Source organism: Haliovirga abyssi (genome assembly GCF_030295325.1).
GTDB lineage: Bacteria > Fusobacteriota > Fusobacteriia > Fusobacteriales > Haliovirgaceae > Haliovirga > Haliovirga abyssi.
Window position 1 is genome coordinate 35,337 of the sequence record NZ_AP027059.1, and the last position, 17,642, is coordinate 52,978.

Genomic DNA, 17,642 nt, shown 5'->3' on the forward strand with positions numbered 1-17,642 from the left:
GGAATGAAAAAAATAGTAATAATTTTAGTGATTATAATACAGAGTACAATATATTCAGGAACGTTAGAAATTCTAAAAAAAGAGTATAATGTTATAAATAAAGAGATAAAAGGATATTTGGAAAATAAGGAATTGGGGTATTCTGAAATAGAATTATCAAAATTATATAATAGTTTGTTTTTAAAAGAAATTGATATTGAGGAAGAAAAGAAAAATATAAAAAAAGAATACTTAGATTACAATAATCAAATTAAAATAATAACGAAGAGCTTAAAGTTTTATAGTAGAAAAATAAGAGAATATATAACCAATTTAAAATTGATGAAGGATAATTTAGAAAACACTAAAAAATCAGATATAGAGGAGTTAGAATATACAATAGCGTATAGTAATGGCGAAATAAAAAAACTTGAAAAAAGAAAAGAATATATTGAATATATGTTGAAAGAATCTGAGTATAATAGTGGAATAAAATCTATTAAAAGAGAAGATTATATAAATAAAAAATATGAGTTGTTTGATAAAATATTAAAAAAGGAATTGTTTTTAATAAAATTAGAAGAAAGCGGTAAACAAAAACAAGATTTAAAGGAAGAAGAAATAGAGATTAATAAAATGAAATATAAAGAGGAATTAGAAAAATTAAAAAAAGAAAAACTTGGAAAAAAGAAAGATTTATATATCTTAAAAATTGATGTTGAGATTTTAAAACGAAATTTAATATTAAAAAATAAAGAGGTGGCAGTATTAAAAGATAAAGTGGAAAAAGGGGTTTCTGGATATAAAAAATATTTAGATAAAGAACAAGAGGTGACTGAATTGGAGATAAAGAAGATAGAAATGGAAGGAAATATAAAATATCTTGAAATGGAGCTTGAAGAATGAAACAAAATTTTATAAAGGTAATAATATTAATGATTTTGTTTCAAACAAATTTATTTGCCGTAGAAAAAATAAATCTTGAAGGCGTAATAAAAAGTTTTATTGAAAAAAGTAGTTATAGAGAAAAAGAAAAGATAGAAATAAAGAAGTTAGATATAGAAAAACAGGGAAACGTTGCAGAAGAATGGCGAAAAATAAGTTTTAATATAAATCCGATTTATAATAGTTATAAAAATAAAGATACGAATAAATATTTTGGAAATACAACTTTAAATTTTGGATATAAAATGTTTTATTTGAACTTTAATTATGATAATTCTACGGATAAGCTGAAAAGAACAATCTATAAAATAGGATTAAGTGAAAGTTTGGATGATGTTATATATAGCGAGCAAAAATATAAAAAAAAATTATTAAAGTTAAAAGAAAAGGTTACAATGAATAGGTTGAGTTCTGAAAAAATAACAGAAATAAAAAGTATTATAGAACTTTATGCAGATATAAAAAATATTGAATCAGAAATAGATATAAAGAGAAAAACTTTAAAAAATAGGAATAAAGAATTTGAAAATTTAAAGGAAAAATATAAGCAAAATGAAGCAGTGAAAATAGATGTAGATTATATGAGTATAAAAATAAAAGAGATAAAAAATAATATAGTTTATTTAGAAGAGTCATTTGAAAATAATAGTAAAAAACTTCTTGAAAAAGTAGGTATTAAAAGTCGAAAAAAGATAGTATTTGAGGATATATCTGATGTAAATATAGATAAAATAGGTGTAAATGAATTAGAAATAACAAGTAAAGGGTTAGAAATAAATTCAAAAGAGGAAGAGATTAAATATAGTGTAATAAGAAGTTGTCCAGAAGTAAAGTTAGATGTAAATTATGATATAGAAAATAAAATATGGATGGCGGGAGTGGTATTTACAGGCAATGTATTAGAATCGAAGACAGATATTAAAACTGAAAAAGAAGAATTAAAAAAGCTAAAAATAGAAAAGAAAGAAATAGAAGCTAAAAGAAATAGAACGGAACAACAATTGGAGATAGAATATCAAAATTTATTAAATAAAAAAAAGATATTGAAGGATAAAAGAGATAACTTTGGAAAGAGATATCTAATTTCAAAGAGTGTATACAAAAAAGGGTATATGAGTCTTATTAATTACATAAAATCTCAAGAAGACTATGAAAAAGCAGAAATGGAGTATAAAAAAGCAAAGAATGAGTTGAATGCTTTTAAATATAAAATAAAATTTGGTAAAAAAACATTTTATATTTAAAAGCTATGGGATTTTTAGATTTTGTGAATTAAAATAGAAAAGAGTTGAAAAATAAGTGCAAATGTGTTATTATAAGATAAATTATCTACAAGGAGGACAAAATGAAGAAAATAATTTCACTGTTTGGGATTTTAACATTGCTTTTAGGTTGTGCTAATAATAATGTTAAAATGAAAAAAGAGGTTAATAAAAAAATTGAGAAAAAAGTTACAAAACAAAAAAAGAAAAAAGAGGGATTACTAGTAAATTTAAATAAACCAATTGCAGAAGGAACTTTGAGAATACATTATTATAGAACAGATGGAGATTATATGAAATGGGGCCTTCATTTATGGGGAAATGCAATAGATTTTCCAGTTGCTTGGGATAGTCCATTAAAATTTGAAGCACAAGATGATTTCGGGGCATTTAAGGATATTGCAATTGCAGATAGTGGTAAAAAATTAAATTTTATTATTCATTCAGGAGGAACAAAAGATGTAGCCAAAGATAGAACTTTTCCATCGTTAAAAGGGGTAAAAGAGGTATGGTTATTAGAGGGGATTGAAGATGCTTTCTTAAAAAAACCTGATGTAAATATAAAATTATTGCAAAGTGCATTATTAAAAAAATCAAATAAATTAGAATTAATACTTACGAATAATAAAAATCTAAAAAAAGATGATTTTATTATTTTAAATAGCGATAATAAAAAAATAGATATATCAGATTTGAAATTAATTGGAAATAAAAAAGTAGAATTAACTGCGAATTTTGATTTGTCAAAGATATATTCTATAAAATATGGAGATAAAAAAATAGGAATTAGAGTTGCTCCAGAATTAATTGATGAAAATTATTTTTATAATGGAGATGATTTAGGTTTTACTTATAAAGATAATAAAGCTACTTTTAAATTATGGGCACCATTGGCAGAAAATGTAAAATTATATTTATATGATAAAAATGATCAATATAAATTAATTTCAACAGATAATATGATAAAAAAAGATAAAGGGGTATGGGAATATCAACAAAATATAGATTTTGGAAATATTGTAGGATATTTTTATCAATATGGAGTAACTATTAATGGAAAAGAGAAAAAAGTATTAGATCCATATGCAAAATCAATGGCAGCTTTTGAAGATAAAGAAAAGGATTTAGTAGGAAAAGCTGCAATAGTAAATCCTTCAGATTATTCAGTTGAAAGTTATGCAAAAATACCAGGATATACAAAACGAGAAGATGCAATAATATATGAAGTGCATGTAAGAGATTTTACATCAGATCCAAATTTAAAAACAAAAGCAAACTTTGGGACATATAGAGCATTTATAGAGAAATTAGGCTATTTGAAAAAACTTGGTGTGACACATATTCAACTTATGCCAGTATTAAATTATTATTATAGCAATGAACTAGATCAAAAAAGAGAGTTGAAATATTCCGCAAGAGGAAATAATTATAATTGGGGATATGATCCTCATAACTATTTTTCGCCTGAAGGGATGTATTCAGAAAATCCGAGAGATCCTAATGTTAGGGTAGAAGAGTTGAAAGAGTTAATTAATGCAATACATAATGCAGGAATGGGAGTAATATTGGACGTGGTATATAATCATACTGCTAAAACAGATATTTTTGAAAATATTGTACCAGGATATTATTATAGAATGACTAATGATGGGAATTTTAAAAGCAAGTCAGGATGTGGAAATGATGTAGCCACAACACATAAAATGGTTAGAAAATTAATAGTAGATTCTTTGAGATATTGGACAAAAGAGTATAAAGTTGATGGGTTTAGATTTGATTTAATGGGTCTTATAGATACAAAAACTATAGAAGACGGATATAAAGCGGCTAAAAAATTAGATTCTAAAACTCTATTTGTAGGTGAGGGGTGGAAAATGTATGATGGTCCAGATTCTACAAAAGGAGCTGATCAAGATTGGATGAATAAAACAGATGATGTAGCAGTTTTTTCCGATTCATATAGAGATGTATTAAAAGCTGGCGGATTTCACGAAGGAGAAAAGGCGTTTTTAACAAAAGGAAGACAAAGAGTTAAAGATGTATTTGAAAATATAGTTGGAAGAGCTACTAATTTTACAGCAGATGATCCAGGAGATTCTGTACAATATATATCTGCTCATGATGGATTAACTTGGCATGATACTGTGGCGTATACAGTAAGATTAGATAGCGAAAAAGATAAAGCTGAAATATATAAAAGGTTAAAATTGGGGAATTTAATAGTTTTAACATCTCAAGGAGTAGCATTCCTACATGCAGGAGAAGAGATGGGAAGAACTAAAGAGTGGAAAGGTAAGGGAAAACCTGAAGGAGAAAATGTTGGGAAATTTATTAGAAATTCATATGATTCTTCAGATATAATCAATAGAATTGATTGGAATTTAGCAGAAAAAGATCCATTTGGTAAAAATTTAGTAGATTATACAAAAGGTTTAATTGCAATAAGAAGATCAACAGATGCTTTTAGACTTGGTACAGAAGAATTGATAAAATCAAATACAAAATTAATAATGTCAAAACCTAAGAAAAGAAAGGATTTTGCTTTGGGGTATTTGTATAAATCAACTAAAGGAGAAGAATATTATATATTTATAAATTCTGATAAAAATGAAAGAGATTTTACAATAGATGCAGATTTAACAAATGCTAAAATATTAGTAGATGACGATGAAGCTTCTGTAAATGGGGTAAAAAAATTAACTGGAGTAAAAATAGAAAATAACAAAATTATATTGTCGCCATTAACGGCAACAATTATAAAAAAATAGCTATCACACACTTAAACAGTTTGCTTTCGGGCAGGCTGTTTTTTGTTTTATAAATTTTATTTTATAAACGTTCTTAAAATAATTTTAGGGTATTTTTTTATACTTTAAAAAAAGAATAAAGTGTGTTAGAATAAAGATACAAAAAAGAAAAAATTATAATTTGGGAGGGAAAAATGGCAAAACTATGGGGCGGAAGATTTAAAAATAATACAAGTGAAATAATGGATAAATTTAATGCATCAATTACATTTGATAAAAGAATGTATGAAGAAGATATAAGAGGAAGTGTGGCACATTCTAAAATGTTGGCAAAGCAAGGTATAATAAAAGAAGAAGAACAAAAGAAAATAGAAGAAGGGTTATTTAGAATTTTAGAAGAGATAAAAAAAGATGAATTTGAATTCCTTATTTCAGATGAAGATATACATATGAGTATAGAAAAAAGATTAATAGAAATAACTGGAACTGTTGGGGGTAAATTACATACAGCAAGAAGTAGAAATGATCAAGTGGCGGTTGATATAAGGCTATATTTGAGAAAAGAGATAAAAGAAATAGAAGATTTATTAAAAGAATTACAATATGTAATAGTTAAAAAAGCAGAAGAGAATAAAAAGGTTATATTGCCGGGATATACTCATTTACAAAGAGCTCAACCAATAGTATTTGGGCACCATTTAATGGCTTATTATGAAATGATAAAAAGAGATTTAGATAGATTAAAAGATTGTTATAAAAGAGTAAATCAATCTCCTTTAGGAGCTGGAGCATTAGCAGGAACTACATTTCCAATAGATAGAGAATATGTAGCTAAAGAGTTAGGCTTTGAAAAAGCAACAGAAAATAGTTTGGATAGCGTAAGTGATAGAGATTTTATTATAGAACTAAATTTTGTGATCTCTATGATAATGATGCATCTATCTCGTTTTTCAGAAGAGATTGTACTTTGGTCTACAACTGAATTTGGATTTGTAACTTTGGATGATAGATATTCTACTGGCTCAAGTATAATGCCGCAAAAGAAAAATCCTGATGCAGCAGAACTTGTAAGAGGGAAAACAGGAAGAGTTTATGGAAATTTAATGGGGATATTAACTGTTATGAAGGGGTTGCCTTTAGCATATAATAAAGATACACAAGAGGATAAAGAGGGAGTATTTGATTCAATAGATACTGTGAAATTATCGTTAAATGTATTTGTAGGAATGTTAGAGACTTTAAAAATAAATGAAGAAAATATGAAAAATGCAATTTATGCTGGATTTACAAATGCAACAGATGTAGCAGATTATTTAGCTAAAAAAGGGATGCCATTTAGAGATGCTCATAAGGTTGTGGGAGAAATAGTTTTATATTGCGAACAAAATAAAAAGTTAATTTCCGATATGAAATTGGAAGAATATAATAAGTTTTCAGAACTATTTGAAGAGGATATAACAGAAAAAGCATCTATTGAAGGATGTGTGAGAGAGAGAAAATCATATGGTGGAACTGCATATGTTGAAGTAGAAAGACAAATAGAGAATGCGAAGAAAGAATTGAAGATAGGAGGTTGGAATGGAAATAATTAAGAATCATGAAGAAAAAATTAATAAATTATTGGAATTTTCAAAAGGGATGATAAGTGGAGAAGATGGTAAATTTTTAGTTGATAAATATCAAAAAGTTATAGATGAAATAACGCCGTTTGATGTTATTGAATTAGAAGATAGGCAAATTAAAATGGGAATAACTCCTGCAATTATAAAAAATAGTATAGAAAAAATTATGAATATTTTTTATACTCCTTTAGAAAATTATAATTGGGAAAAACCAGAAGAAGGAAATCCATTATATTATTATATGAAAGAAAATGATAAATTAAAAGAGATATTGGAAGAAATTAAAAAAGAAGCAATCATGAAACAAGATATAACAAAATTAAAAGAGTATATGGTAAAAATAAAAGAGATAAATAACCATTATATAAGGAAAGAAAATGTATTATTTCCATATTTAGAAAAATTATGGACAAATTATACCCCTTTAAAAGTTATGTGGTCTTTACATGATGATATTAGAAAAATGCTGAAAAATATAGATAAATTAATAGAACAAAATAGTTCATTTAATGTAGAAATAAATAAAACTGTTGGAGAATTTTTCTTTTTGATTTATGGAATGATTTTTAAAGAAGAATTAGTGGTATTTCCAGTAGCTATGCAGACTGTTCCAGAAAAATCATGGCAAGAGATGATGAAAGAGGAGTTGGGATTTGAATTTTCATTTATAGAAAAACCTATTATAAAATTTGATGATGAGGTTAAAAAAGATAATATGGGGAATTTAAAAGAACTATTTTTTAAAGTAGAAACAGGAGAATTAAATAAGAATCAATTAGAATTAATATTAAATAGTTTGCCAATTGACATAACTTTTATAGATGAAAATGATGAAGTGAAATATTTTTCTAAACCAAAAGATAGGTTTTTTCCAAGGACACCTGCAATTATTGGGCGAAAAGTGCAAAATTGTCATCCGCCAGAAAGCGTAAATATAGTAGAAAGAATATTAGATTCATTTAAAAGCGGAGAAAAAGATAGTGAGAAATTTTGGTTAAAAATGAGAAATAAATATATATATATTCAATATTTTGCTGTGAGAGATGATAAAAATAGATACATAGGAACATTAGAAGTAGGGCAGGATATAACGGAAATATCAAAATTAGAAGGAGAAAAAAGATTAGTAGATGATACGAAATAAGTTGAATTTTTATGTGATAAAGGATAAAAAACTGTATTGAAAAATTTGACAAAAGTACTAAAAAATCGTATAATATGTAAACTAATTGTACTAATAAAATAGACAAAACTAAAAGGAGGAATGAGTAATGAAAAAGTTAGTAGCGTTATTGATGGTTTTATTTACATCATTTGTATGGGCGGGAGAAATAAAAATAGGGGTAATTGCACCGTTATCAGGACCAATAGCAGTATATGGGCAAGCAACAGTAAATGGATTTAAACTAGCAGCAGAAAAAATTAATGAAAAAGGTGGTATTTTAGGAAATAAAATAAAATTAATAATTGAAGATAATAAAGGTGATGCAGCAGAAGCAGTTAATGCAGCGAAAAAACTTATTAATTTGGATAAGGTAGTAGCAGTATTAGGACCAGTAATAAGTACAAATTCATTAGCTGTAGCACCTATAATGCAAGAATCAAAAATACCAATGCTTACACCTACTGGAACAAATGTAAAAATAACAGAAGCTGGAGATTATGTTTCAAGAGTTTGTTTTATTGATCCTTTCCAAGGAGATGTAATGGCAAACTTTGCAATAGATAATTTAAAAGTAAACAGTGCAGTTATAATGAAAGATGTTAATAGTGATTATAGTGATGGATTAGGGCAGGCTTTTAAAAAAAGATTTGAAGCAAGAGGTGGAAAAGTAATATCAGAAATTTCATATGCAGCAGGAGATGTAGATTTTACTTCTCAATTAACAAAAATAAAAATAAAAAAACCAGATGTAATATTTGTGCCTGGATATTATAGTGAAGTGGCTTTAATAGTAAAACAAGCAAGAGATTTAAAAATAAATTCAACTTTCCTTGGTGGAGATGGATGGGATAATGGAAAATTATTTGAGATAGCTGGAAGCGCAATAAATGGAAGTTATATTAGTACACATTTTTCACCAGAAAGTGCAGATCCAATGGTTCAAAATTTCTTAAAAGATTATAATAGTAGATTTGGGGAAGCTCCAAGTGTACTTGCTGCATTAGGTTATGATGGAGCAGATGTTATGTTTGCTGCAATGAACAGAGCTGGAGAAATAAATTCAGAAAAAATAAAAGATGAAATAAACAAAACAACTAAATTTAAAGGTGTAACAGGGGTAATTACTCTTGATAAAAATAGAAATGCAGTAAAAAGTGCATTTGTAATTGAAGCAAAAGATGGAAAATTTGTATATAAAACAACAGTTGAACCAGTAGTAGAAAGTACAGCAAAAGAGGTAAAACAAGCCGCAACAAAAGAACCGGTTAAAGCACCTAAAAAAAGTAATTCTAATAATACTGTAATAATTGCAATAATAGCAGTTGTAGCATTATTCATAGGAGTTTCATTAGTGAAAAAAAAATAAACTAGTATTTATAAAAAAATAAATTTATTTTTATAAATAAAAATTAAAAATAATAAAAAGATTATTATGGAATGTTTAAAAAATAATTTTATCATATTTTGTTGTAAAAATGCTTGAAACGTTGCATATTTTAAAACAAAAAGGGTAAGTTATTTTTAAGCCATTCCTATATTAAAAAAGGCGGCACAATTGTGCCGCCATATTTACCTTACTGGAAAAGAAAAAAGTATACTACGGAGGGAAAAAGATGACAGAATTTATACAACAATTGTTGAATGGTTTATCTCTTGGATCTATATACGCCCTGATAGCTTTGGGATATACAATGGTTTATGGAATTTTACAACTGATAAACTTTGCACATGGAGAAATATATATGTTAGGAGCTTTTACAGCTTATTATTTGGTATTTTATTTTAAGCTGAATTTTATATTAGCTTTGGTTTTATCTATGATTATAACTGCAGGAATAGGTGTTGTTATAGAAAAATTAGCATATAAACCACTTAGAAATTCATCTAGAGTTTCTGCACTGCTAACTGCACTTGGAGTTTCTATGTTATTACAAAATTTAGGATTAAAAATATTTGGGGGAGATCCAAAAGCATTTCCACAATTAATACCAAATAAACCTATATTTATAGGGGATTTGATAATATTTAATCAACAAATAGTTATTGTTGTTGTGGCTATAATATTAATGGTTATTTTAGAAATCATTGTACACTATACAAAAATAGGAAAAGCAATGAGAGCTGTAGCGTTTGATAAAGATGCAGCTAAATTAATGGGGATAGATTCAAATATGGTAATATCTTTTACATTTGCAATAGGATCAGCATTAGCAGCAGCAGCAGGTGTATTAATTGGAATGAGATTTAATAGAATAGATCCTCTTATGGGGATGATGCCAGGGATAAAAGCTTTTGTGGCAGCGGTATTAGGAGGAATTGGAAGTATACCTGGAGCAGTTCTTGGGGGACTTATAATGGGAATTTCAGAATCTCTTGTTGTAGGATATTTATCATCTACTTATAGAGATGCAATTGCATTTGCTCTTTTGATAATTATATTGATTATTAAACCAGCAGGATTACTTGGTAAAAATATAAAAGAGAAAGTTTAACAAAGGAGGAGATCAATGGAAGTATACATTACTCAGATATTAATAATTATTGCTATAAATATTATATTAGCTGTAAGTCTTAATTTAATAAATGGAATGACTGGACAATTTTCATTAGGGCATGCAGGATTTATGGCAGTTGGAGCATATACATCAGCAGTTTTAGCCAAAACATATGGCGTGAATATTTTACTTGCAATATTAGTAGGAGCAGCAGTGGCAGGTGTAGTTGGATTTATAATTGGATTTCCGGTACTTAGATTAAAAGGTGATTATTTGGCTATAGTGACTCTTGGATTTGGAGAAATCATTAGAGTAATTATATTAAATATGAAAATAACAGGTGGAGCAAAAGGATTACCTGGAATACCAGGTGGGATAAATTTGTTAATATCTTACACTTTTGCAATTGCAACTGTAATTATAATAAGAAATATTATGCTTTCTTCTGAAGGAAGAGCATTTTTATCAATAAGAGAAGATGAGATAGCAGCAGAAGCAATGGGAGTTAATATAACTAGATATAAAGTATTGGCATTTATAATAGGAGCTTTTTTTGCAGGAATTGCAGGAGGAGTTTATGCTCATTTTTATCAATTTTTAAAACCTGATAGTTTTAATATATTTAAAACAGTTGATATATTATTAATGGTTGTGTTAGGTGGAATGGGAAGTATAACTGGTTCTATAATTGCAGCAATAATATTAACAATAGTTCCAGAGCTTTTAAGAGGGTTTTCAGAGTATAGAATGGTAGTATATTCATTAACATTAATAATATTAATGATAGCAAGACCAGATGGAATATTAGGTAAAAAAGAGATAACAGACATAATATCATTCAAGAAAAGAGGTGCATAAAATTGCTGTTAGAAGTAAAAGAACTTAGTAAAATGTTTGGGGGATTAAAGGCAGTAGATAATTTTTCTATTGAAATAAAACAAAATGAAATTATGGGATTGATTGGGCCTAATGGAGCAGGAAAAACAACAGTTTTTAATCTGCTTACAGGAGTCTATGAGCCAACTATGGGATACGTAAAACTTTTGGGAGAAGATGTTACGGCACAAAAACCATATATTATAACTGAAAAAGGGATTGCCAGAACATTTCAAAACATAAGATTGTTTAAAGATTTAACTGTTTTGCAAAATGTATTAGTTTCAAAACATTTTACTGTAGAATATGGATTGTTTGGGGCTATTTTTAGGACAAAAATATATAATAAAGAAGAGATAAGAGTTAGAAAAGAAGCAGAAGAGCTGTTAGATAGATTTGGACTTTTGGAGAAAATGAATTTACCTGCAAATAGCTTGCCGTATGGAGAACAAAGAAGGCTGGAAATAGTTAGAGCACTTGCTACAAATCCAAAATTGTTATTATTAGATGAACCAGCAGCAGGTATGAATCCTCAAGAAACTGCAGAATTAATGGATTTGATAAAAGGGATAAAAGATGACTTTGATATATCTGTGTTACTTATAGAGCATGATATGAAATTTGTAATGGGATTATGCGAAAGGCTTGTTGTTTTAGATTATGGAAAAATAATCGCAAAAGGAAAACCAGAAGAAGTAAAGAATAATCCGAGAGTAGTAGAAGCGTATTTAGGAGAAGCAGAATAAAAAATTATGAAATAATGATTAGCCACAAAAGATAAATATGTTTTTGCAGGTTAACTATATTCTTTGAAATTAAAATGAGGTGATACTGTGTTAAAAATAAAAGATTTACATGTGCATTATGGGAATATTCACGCTATAAAAGGAATTAATTTAGATGTGAATGAAGGTGAAATAGTAACCTTAATTGGAGCTAATGGAGCAGGGAAAACTACTACATTAAGAGCAATATCGAAATTACAATCTCCATCAGCAGGAGAAATTAATTTTTTAGATGAAGATATAACAAAAATGAGTGCGACAAATATAGTAAAAAGAGGGCTTATACAAGTTCCAGAAGGAAGAAGAGTTTTTTCTCCAATGAGTGTAATGGAAAATTTAGAGCTTGGGGCATATCTTCGAAAAGATAAAGCTGAAATAAAAAAAGATTTGGAACATATATTTAATATATTTCCAAGATTATATGAAAGAAAAACACAATTAGCAGGAACATTAAGTGGTGGAGAACAGCAAATGCTTGCAATAGGAAGAGCATTAATGAGTAAGCCTAAGTTGTTGCTTTTGGATGAGCCTTCAATGGGATTGGCACCATTATTGGTAAAAGAGATATTTGAAATAGTAAAGGATATTAACAAGAATCAGGGGATTGCAGTTTTATTAGTAGAACAAAATGCGAATATGGCTTTGAAAATAGCAGATAGAGCATATGTAATTGAAACAGGAAAAGTTGTAATGAAAGGGAATGCTAAGGATATATTGGAAAATGCAGATGTTAAAGAAGCTTATCTTGGATAAGCTTCTTTTTTATAGAGTAAAAGAGAAAGAGCTTTTTATAGTTGTTTCTAAGGAACGTTTAAAAAATAAGTTTCTCATTTTTGTTATAAAAACGGTTAAACCATTGCGTATTTTAAAACAAAATCAGAAGATTATTTTTAAGCCGTTCCTAAATAAAAATACCCTTTCAGTAACGAGAGCGACTGAAAGGGTATTTTATTATTTCAAATATTTATCTAGCATTTTTTGTAATTCACCTGATTTTTCTAATTTTTTTATATTTTTATTGAAAATATTTCTTAAATTTAATCCTAAATCAGTTTTAGGAAATAAAAAGTAAAATTTTCTTGGAGCCATATCTTGTATTTTCACAAATTTTATATCACTGTCTAAATATTTTTGTCCTACATATTCAAATCCCTTCATAATTTCATATTCTGCTAGAAAGATATCAAATCTATTTTTCTTTAATTTTTTAACTAATTGGGTATAATTTTTTGCTCCTGTATCAATTTCTGTATTGTTAAATCCATAAGTTTTATAATTATATCCAAGTAAACCTCCAACTTTATATTTCTTTAAATCGGATTTATTTTTAATGTCTAATCCGTTTGGAAATTTTTTAATATTGTAAAAATAGTAAGAATTAATTGTGTAAATTGGTTCAGAGTAATAATATATTTTTTTTCTTTCCTCATTGATAGAAGCATCCATTAATACTTGATATTTACCAGTTTCTACATATTTTTTAGATCTTTTCCATGGTAACAATCTTACGTTTATTGTAAAATTTTCATTTTTAGCAATTGTTTTCAATAAGTCGTAAGTGAACCCTGATATTTTATCTGTTTTTTTACTATTTTTTCTTATGAAAAATTCATAAGGCGGCCATTCTCCGACATCTCCTGCTGCTTTGAATGTTTTTCCTGAAAATTCACCACCTAAAGCCATTAGACTTAACATAGAAAAAATACTACATACCAATAAACCCCATTTTAACTTTTTCATTCCAATCTCCTCCAAATATTATATTTTTAGTATAATTTTATGTAGCTCTAATAGTAATATACTTTGTTTTTTCTGTTTTCCTTTAATTTTTTTAAATTTTTTTAAATTTTTTAAGGTTATCTTATTGACATTTAGTTTCAAAAAAGGTAATATATTACTTAGGCAGAACAAAATAAATAGTACAAGTGGAAAACAAATTATTTATGGGGCTGATTTTTAAATTTCGGGAGGGGAAAATTATGAAAATGAAAAGGTTTGCAGTGAAAATGATGGTTTTAGGGGTTATGCTATTTTCGGTTTTAGGGTGTTTTAATAATGCTTTAGAAGATGGAGTTCAAAAAGGTGAATTAGTTGAAAATTTAGCATTGCCTCCAGAAGAGCAAGGTGAAATGGATAGAATTCAAGAGGAGATTTCGAGAAGTTTTCCATTAGAAGTTAGAAACATAGATATCACGAGAGCTAGTAATCCTAGTAAAAGAACTATAAAGGCGACTATGAAAGAAGTTGGGAGAAAATATAATATACCATATGAAATTTTATACGGTTTAGCGTTGGAAGAATCACATTTGAGACAATTTAAAAGTAATGGGAAACCTTTAATAAGCCGAGATAAGGGGTATGGTCTTATGCAGGTGACACCATGGGCGGTAAGAACAAAATTCAATACTAATTCTTTAGCGTATGACTATAGGTATAATATTGAGGCTGGAGCACAAGTTATTTTGGGGAAATGGAGATATATTACTAGAAGAAATCCTGTTGGCAATAATAATCCTAAAATATTAGAAAACTGGTATTTTGCTATATGGGCATATAATGGTTTTTGTAAAGTGAATAATCCAAATTATTATAAAAATGGACCTCATCGATGGAGAAATAGACATATGAGTTGGGTGAGGTATTCTGCTTATCAAAGTGAAGTTTTAAGAGGAATTAGAAGACATTTAAATATAAATATAACTCCAATTCCAATGAATAAAATACCAAGATATGGAATCCCTAAAAGAGGAGTGAGATTTAGTACACCAACATCAACACATTATACAGGGAATGGAAGTGATGAAAATTATCCTCCAAAAGAAAAAGGCTGGATAAAATTTGATAAGGAGTATAAAGAAGCTTATAAAGGGGCGACAATGTTTAATGTGTCGACATCTATTAATGTGAAAAGAGTAGAAGTATCATTAGATGATAAATATAAAAGAATAAAAGATGTCAAAAATGGTAAATTTGATTTCACTTATAGATTTGGGGTATTAGGGAAAAGGGATTTAAAAGTTATAGGATATGATAAATATGGGAGAGAGATAGCTAGATTAGTTCATCCCATAATAATAGAGGAAAAACCTGTGGAAAATATTTCGTATGTTAAAGTAAATGCTAAAGAAATTTATTATACGGGTATAGAACAGGAGTTTATATTCGAAGGGTCAAAAGATATAGTAAAAATAGGGTTGAAAATAAATGGGGAAAATTCAGGCGAAATTTTATTAAAAGATGGAAAAGGCGAGATGAAAGGACCTTTTACACAAGTTGGAACTTTTAAAGTTGAATTAGTAGGATATGATAAAGATGGTAAAGTAGAAGCTACAAATAGTTATAATATAATAGTAAGAGAAAAATCATATATAAAAATGGAAAGCAAATCGGAAATATATAAAGAGAATACAACATTTAATGTAGAGGCCTCAAACGATATAAAAGAGATAGAGGTATCCTTAGATGGAAAATATAATAAGAGAAAAGCGGTAATAAATGGAAAATATGAATTTAGTTATAGATTTGGAATATTAGGAGAAAGAACAATAAAATTAGTAGGATATAATGCAAATGGAGAAGTAGTATTAACAAAAGAGGAAAAAATAGTAGTAAGAGAAAAATCATATATAAAAATGGAAAGTAAATCGGAAATATATAAAGAGAATACAACATTTAATGTAGAGGCCTCAAATGATATAAAAGAGATAGAGGTATCCTTAGATGGAAAATATAATAAGAGAAAAGCAGTAATAAATGGGAAATATTCATTTAGTTATAGATTTGGAGTATTAGGAGAAAGAACAATAAAATTAGTAGGATATAATGCAAATGGAAAAGTACTATTAACTAAAGAGGAAAAAATAGTAGTAAGAGAAAAATCATATATAAAAATGGAAAGTAAAACGGAAATATATAAAGAGAATACAACATTTAATGTAGAGGCCTCAAATGATATAAAAGAGATAGAGGTATCCTTAGATGGAAAATATAATAAGAGAAAAGCAGTAATAAATGGAAAATATGAATTTAGTTATAGATTTGGAGTATTAGGAGAAAGAACAATAAAATTAGTAGGGTATAATGCAAATGGAAAAGTGTTATTGACTAAAGAGGAAAAAATAGTAGTAAGAGAAAAATCATATATAAAAATATTGAACAATCAATATTACTATAGTAGAGGAAGAAGATATTATTTCAATGGAACTACATCATCTGATATTGTAAAGGTTAGAGTAACTTTAGATGGAAAATATCCTGGGGTAAGATATGTTAGAAGTGGAAAATATTCATTTAGTTATAAATTTGGAGTTAGAGGATATAGAACAATAAAGGTAGTGGGATATGACAGAAAGAATAAAGCTGTTGTGTCGATGATAAAAAGAATAAGAGTTAGATAAAAAAGCAGAAATATAGATTTTTATTAAATGGTTAAAAAATGTAAAATTTGAGATGGTATTAAAAATAGTTGAGAATATTGAAGTAGAGGATATAAAAGGAGATTAGGGACGCCAGCTTGAAATTTACGCTGGCGTTTTTTAATAATTAGAAAAATATAAATTTTAGATTTGGAGAAATTTCATAGATGTTTGTTGATTGGTTGAATAAAATAGGGGAAATTTATTTTTTAGCACGTATAGCGTTGGAAAAGACTCGTTTTTGGTCAAAAGTTAATCTTTTTTTTAAAAAAACTTGATTTTTATAATGATATATAGTAATATATATACTGAATGAGACAAAAAAATGCTACAAAAGGAGAGAGTGTTATGAAAAAGAACACGAGAGCGAATGCGGTGTTGGTTTTAAGTATGGTTTTGAATATTGGATTAATAATTTATATTTTCAATATTCAGCAAAAAGCCTCCCAATATAAAATAAAAGCTAAGTCTAACGAGCTGATTTTAGCAAAATATAAAGGAAAAGTGTTTACCCAGAAAATGATGGATTTTGAAATGAAAAGGTTATCAAAAGACTATAACAATAAAGATTATAAAAAATTTATATTGGAATCCTGGATAAAAAACAATATTTATGCAGATAAAGCTTTGAAAGAGGGGCTTATAAAAGATGATTATTTGAAATACTGGTTGGATAAGCAGAAAATAGAGATGTTGGCATCAGAATATTTGAATAATAGACTAAAAAAAGAGGTTAAGATTACAGAAATAGAGATAAAAAATGAATATACAAATAATCCATTTTATAAAAAGAGACCTGAAAGAAGAAAAGTAAGGCATATTTTAATAAGAGTGCCATATAACTCTACAAAAGAGGAGATTGAAAAATATAGAAAAAAAGCTAAATTAATAAGAGATAGAATTTTAAAAGGGGCAGAATTTTCTATTATGGCAGAGAGTTATTCTGATGATAAATTTAGTAGGAAAAAAGGTGGAGATTTAGGATTTATCTCAAAAGGGATGTTTTCTGAAGAATTTGATAAGGCTGCTTTTTCTTTGAAAGAGAATGAATTAAGTCCGATTATAGCAACGCCTGTTGGATTTGAAATAATGAGGATTGAAAAGATTGAGCTTTCTAAAAGGCAGAGTTTTGAGAGTGTGAAAGAGGATATTAAGAAAAATTTGGAGAAGAAAAAGAGAGAGAAGATATATAAAGAGATAGAGAAGGATGTAATGGGGAAGAATAAGAAAGATTATAAGATTTATGATGAGAAATTGTGAGTTGAGGAGAAGAGAAGATAAAAAGATAAGAGATTCAGCACTAAGAAAGGAGAGCGCAAAGGGTCACGAAGAGGGGCTTGTGTATAGGAGT

13 protein-coding genes are annotated in these 17,642 nt (G+C 27.6%); 12 read left to right on the plus strand and 1 reads right to left on the minus strand.

Going from position 1 to position 17,642, the window contains the following annotated elements; all coding sequences use genetic code 11:
- Positions 1–3 precede the first annotated feature (3 nt).
- The 10 genes from RDY08_RS00125 to RDY08_RS00170 all read left to right on the plus strand — a co-directional run bounded on the left by RDY08_RS00125 (position 4) and on the right by RDY08_RS00170 (position 12,629).
- Positions 4–885, plus strand: a complete 882-nt coding sequence (locus RDY08_RS00125) for a hypothetical protein (RefSeq protein WP_307904415.1) — start codon at positions 4–6, stop codon at positions 883–885.
- Positions 882–2,168: a TolC family protein gene (locus RDY08_RS00130; protein WP_307904416.1), complete on the plus strand. Its 1,287-nt coding sequence runs from the start codon at positions 882–884 to the stop codon at positions 2,166–2,168. The genes RDY08_RS00125 and RDY08_RS00130 overlap by 4 nt, the downstream gene beginning before the upstream one ends.
- 101 nt (positions 2,169–2,269) lie before the next feature.
- Entirely contained in the window at positions 2,270–4,954 is a 2,685-nt protein-coding gene (pulA, locus tag RDY08_RS00135) for a type I pullulanase (RefSeq protein ID WP_307904417.1), read from the plus strand.
- 173 nt (positions 4,955–5,127) lie between these two features.
- Positions 5,128–6,525, plus strand: coding sequence for an argininosuccinate lyase (argH, locus tag RDY08_RS00140; RefSeq protein ID WP_307904418.1), 1,398 nt, complete (start codon positions 5,128–5,130; stop codon positions 6,523–6,525).
- Entirely contained in the window at positions 6,512–7,699 is a 1,188-nt protein-coding gene (locus RDY08_RS00145) for a DUF438 domain-containing protein (RefSeq protein ID WP_307904419.1), read from the plus strand. The genes argH and RDY08_RS00145 overlap by 14 nt, the downstream gene beginning before the upstream one ends.
- A gap of 127 nt (positions 7,700–7,826) precedes the next feature.
- Positions 7,827–9,086: an ABC transporter substrate-binding protein gene (locus RDY08_RS00150; protein ID WP_307904420.1), complete on the plus strand. Its 1,260-nt coding sequence runs from the start codon at positions 7,827–7,829 to the stop codon at positions 9,084–9,086.
- A 247-nt stretch (positions 9,087–9,333) separates the two neighbouring features.
- Positions 9,334–10,212 (plus strand): branched-chain amino acid ABC transporter permease, encoded by an 879-nt coding sequence (locus RDY08_RS00155; RefSeq protein WP_307904421.1) that lies wholly within the window; start codon positions 9,334–9,336, stop codon positions 10,210–10,212.
- A gap of 15 nt (positions 10,213–10,227) precedes the next feature.
- Positions 10,228–11,073, plus strand: coding sequence for a branched-chain amino acid ABC transporter permease (locus RDY08_RS00160; protein ID WP_307904422.1), 846 nt, complete (start codon positions 10,228–10,230; stop codon positions 11,071–11,073).
- Between the two features lie 32 nt (positions 11,074–11,105).
- A complete protein-coding gene (locus tag RDY08_RS00165) occupies positions 11,106–11,837 on the plus strand; it encodes an ABC transporter ATP-binding protein (RefSeq protein ID WP_307905462.1) in 732 nt (243 codons plus the stop codon).
- Positions 11,838–11,924: 87 nt separating this feature from the next.
- Positions 11,925–12,629, plus strand: coding sequence for an ABC transporter ATP-binding protein (locus RDY08_RS00170; RefSeq protein ID WP_307904423.1), 705 nt, complete (start codon positions 11,925–11,927; stop codon positions 12,627–12,629).
- Between the two features lie 198 nt (positions 12,630–12,827).
- On the opposite strand, the gene RDY08_RS00175 is transcribed toward RDY08_RS00170, so the two are convergent.
- On the minus strand, positions 12,828–13,616 hold the full coding sequence (locus tag RDY08_RS00175; RefSeq protein ID WP_307904424.1) for a substrate-binding periplasmic protein: 789 nt from the start codon (positions 13,614–13,616) through the stop codon (positions 12,828–12,830).
- Between the two features lie 239 nt (positions 13,617–13,855).
- On the opposite strand from RDY08_RS00175, the gene RDY08_RS00180 reads away from it, so the two are divergent.
- On the plus strand, positions 13,856–16,273 hold the full coding sequence (locus RDY08_RS00180; protein WP_307904425.1) for a transglycosylase SLT domain-containing protein: 2,418 nt from the start codon (positions 13,856–13,858) through the stop codon (positions 16,271–16,273).
- A gap of 366 nt (positions 16,274–16,639) precedes the next feature.
- A complete protein-coding gene (locus RDY08_RS00185) occupies positions 16,640–17,551 on the plus strand; it encodes a peptidylprolyl isomerase (protein WP_307904426.1) in 912 nt (303 codons plus the stop codon).
- The last annotated feature ends 91 nt before the right edge of the window (positions 17,552–17,642 follow it).

Bases quoted from the DNA above. Each gene is read 5' to 3' on its own strand.
- RDY08_RS00175 (WP_307904424.1), bottom strand. From the start codon at position 13,616: ATGAAAAAGTTAAAATGGGGTTTATTGGTATGTAGTATTTTTTCTATG.
- RDY08_RS00130 (WP_307904416.1), top strand. From the start codon at position 882: ATGAAACAAAATTTTATAAAGGTAATAATATTAATGATTTTGTTTCAA.
- RDY08_RS00180 (WP_307904425.1), top strand. From the start codon at position 13,856: ATGAAAATGAAAAGGTTTGCAGTGAAAATGATGGTTTTAGGGGTTATG.
- RDY08_RS00160 (WP_307904422.1), top strand. From the start codon at position 10,228: ATGGAAGTATACATTACTCAGATATTAATAATTATTGCTATAAATATT.
- RDY08_RS00145 (WP_307904419.1), top strand. From the start codon at position 6,512: ATGGAAATAATTAAGAATCATGAAGAAAAAATTAATAAATTATTGGAA.
- RDY08_RS00155 (WP_307904421.1), top strand. From the start codon at position 9,334: ATGACAGAATTTATACAACAATTGTTGAATGGTTTATCTCTTGGATCT.
- pulA (WP_307904417.1), top strand. From the start codon at position 2,270: ATGAAGAAAATAATTTCACTGTTTGGGATTTTAACATTGCTTTTAGGT.
- argH (WP_307904418.1), top strand. From the start codon at position 5,128: ATGGCAAAACTATGGGGCGGAAGATTTAAAAATAATACAAGTGAAATA.
- RDY08_RS00185 (WP_307904426.1), top strand. From the start codon at position 16,640: ATGAAAAAGAACACGAGAGCGAATGCGGTGTTGGTTTTAAGTATGGTT.
- RDY08_RS00165 (WP_307905462.1), top strand. From the start codon at position 11,106: ATGTTTGGGGGATTAAAGGCAGTAGATAATTTTTCTATTGAAATAAAA.
- RDY08_RS00125 (WP_307904415.1), top strand. From the start codon at position 4: ATGAAAAAAATAGTAATAATTTTAGTGATTATAATACAGAGTACAATA.
- RDY08_RS00150 (WP_307904420.1), top strand. From the start codon at position 7,827: ATGAAAAAGTTAGTAGCGTTATTGATGGTTTTATTTACATCATTTGTA.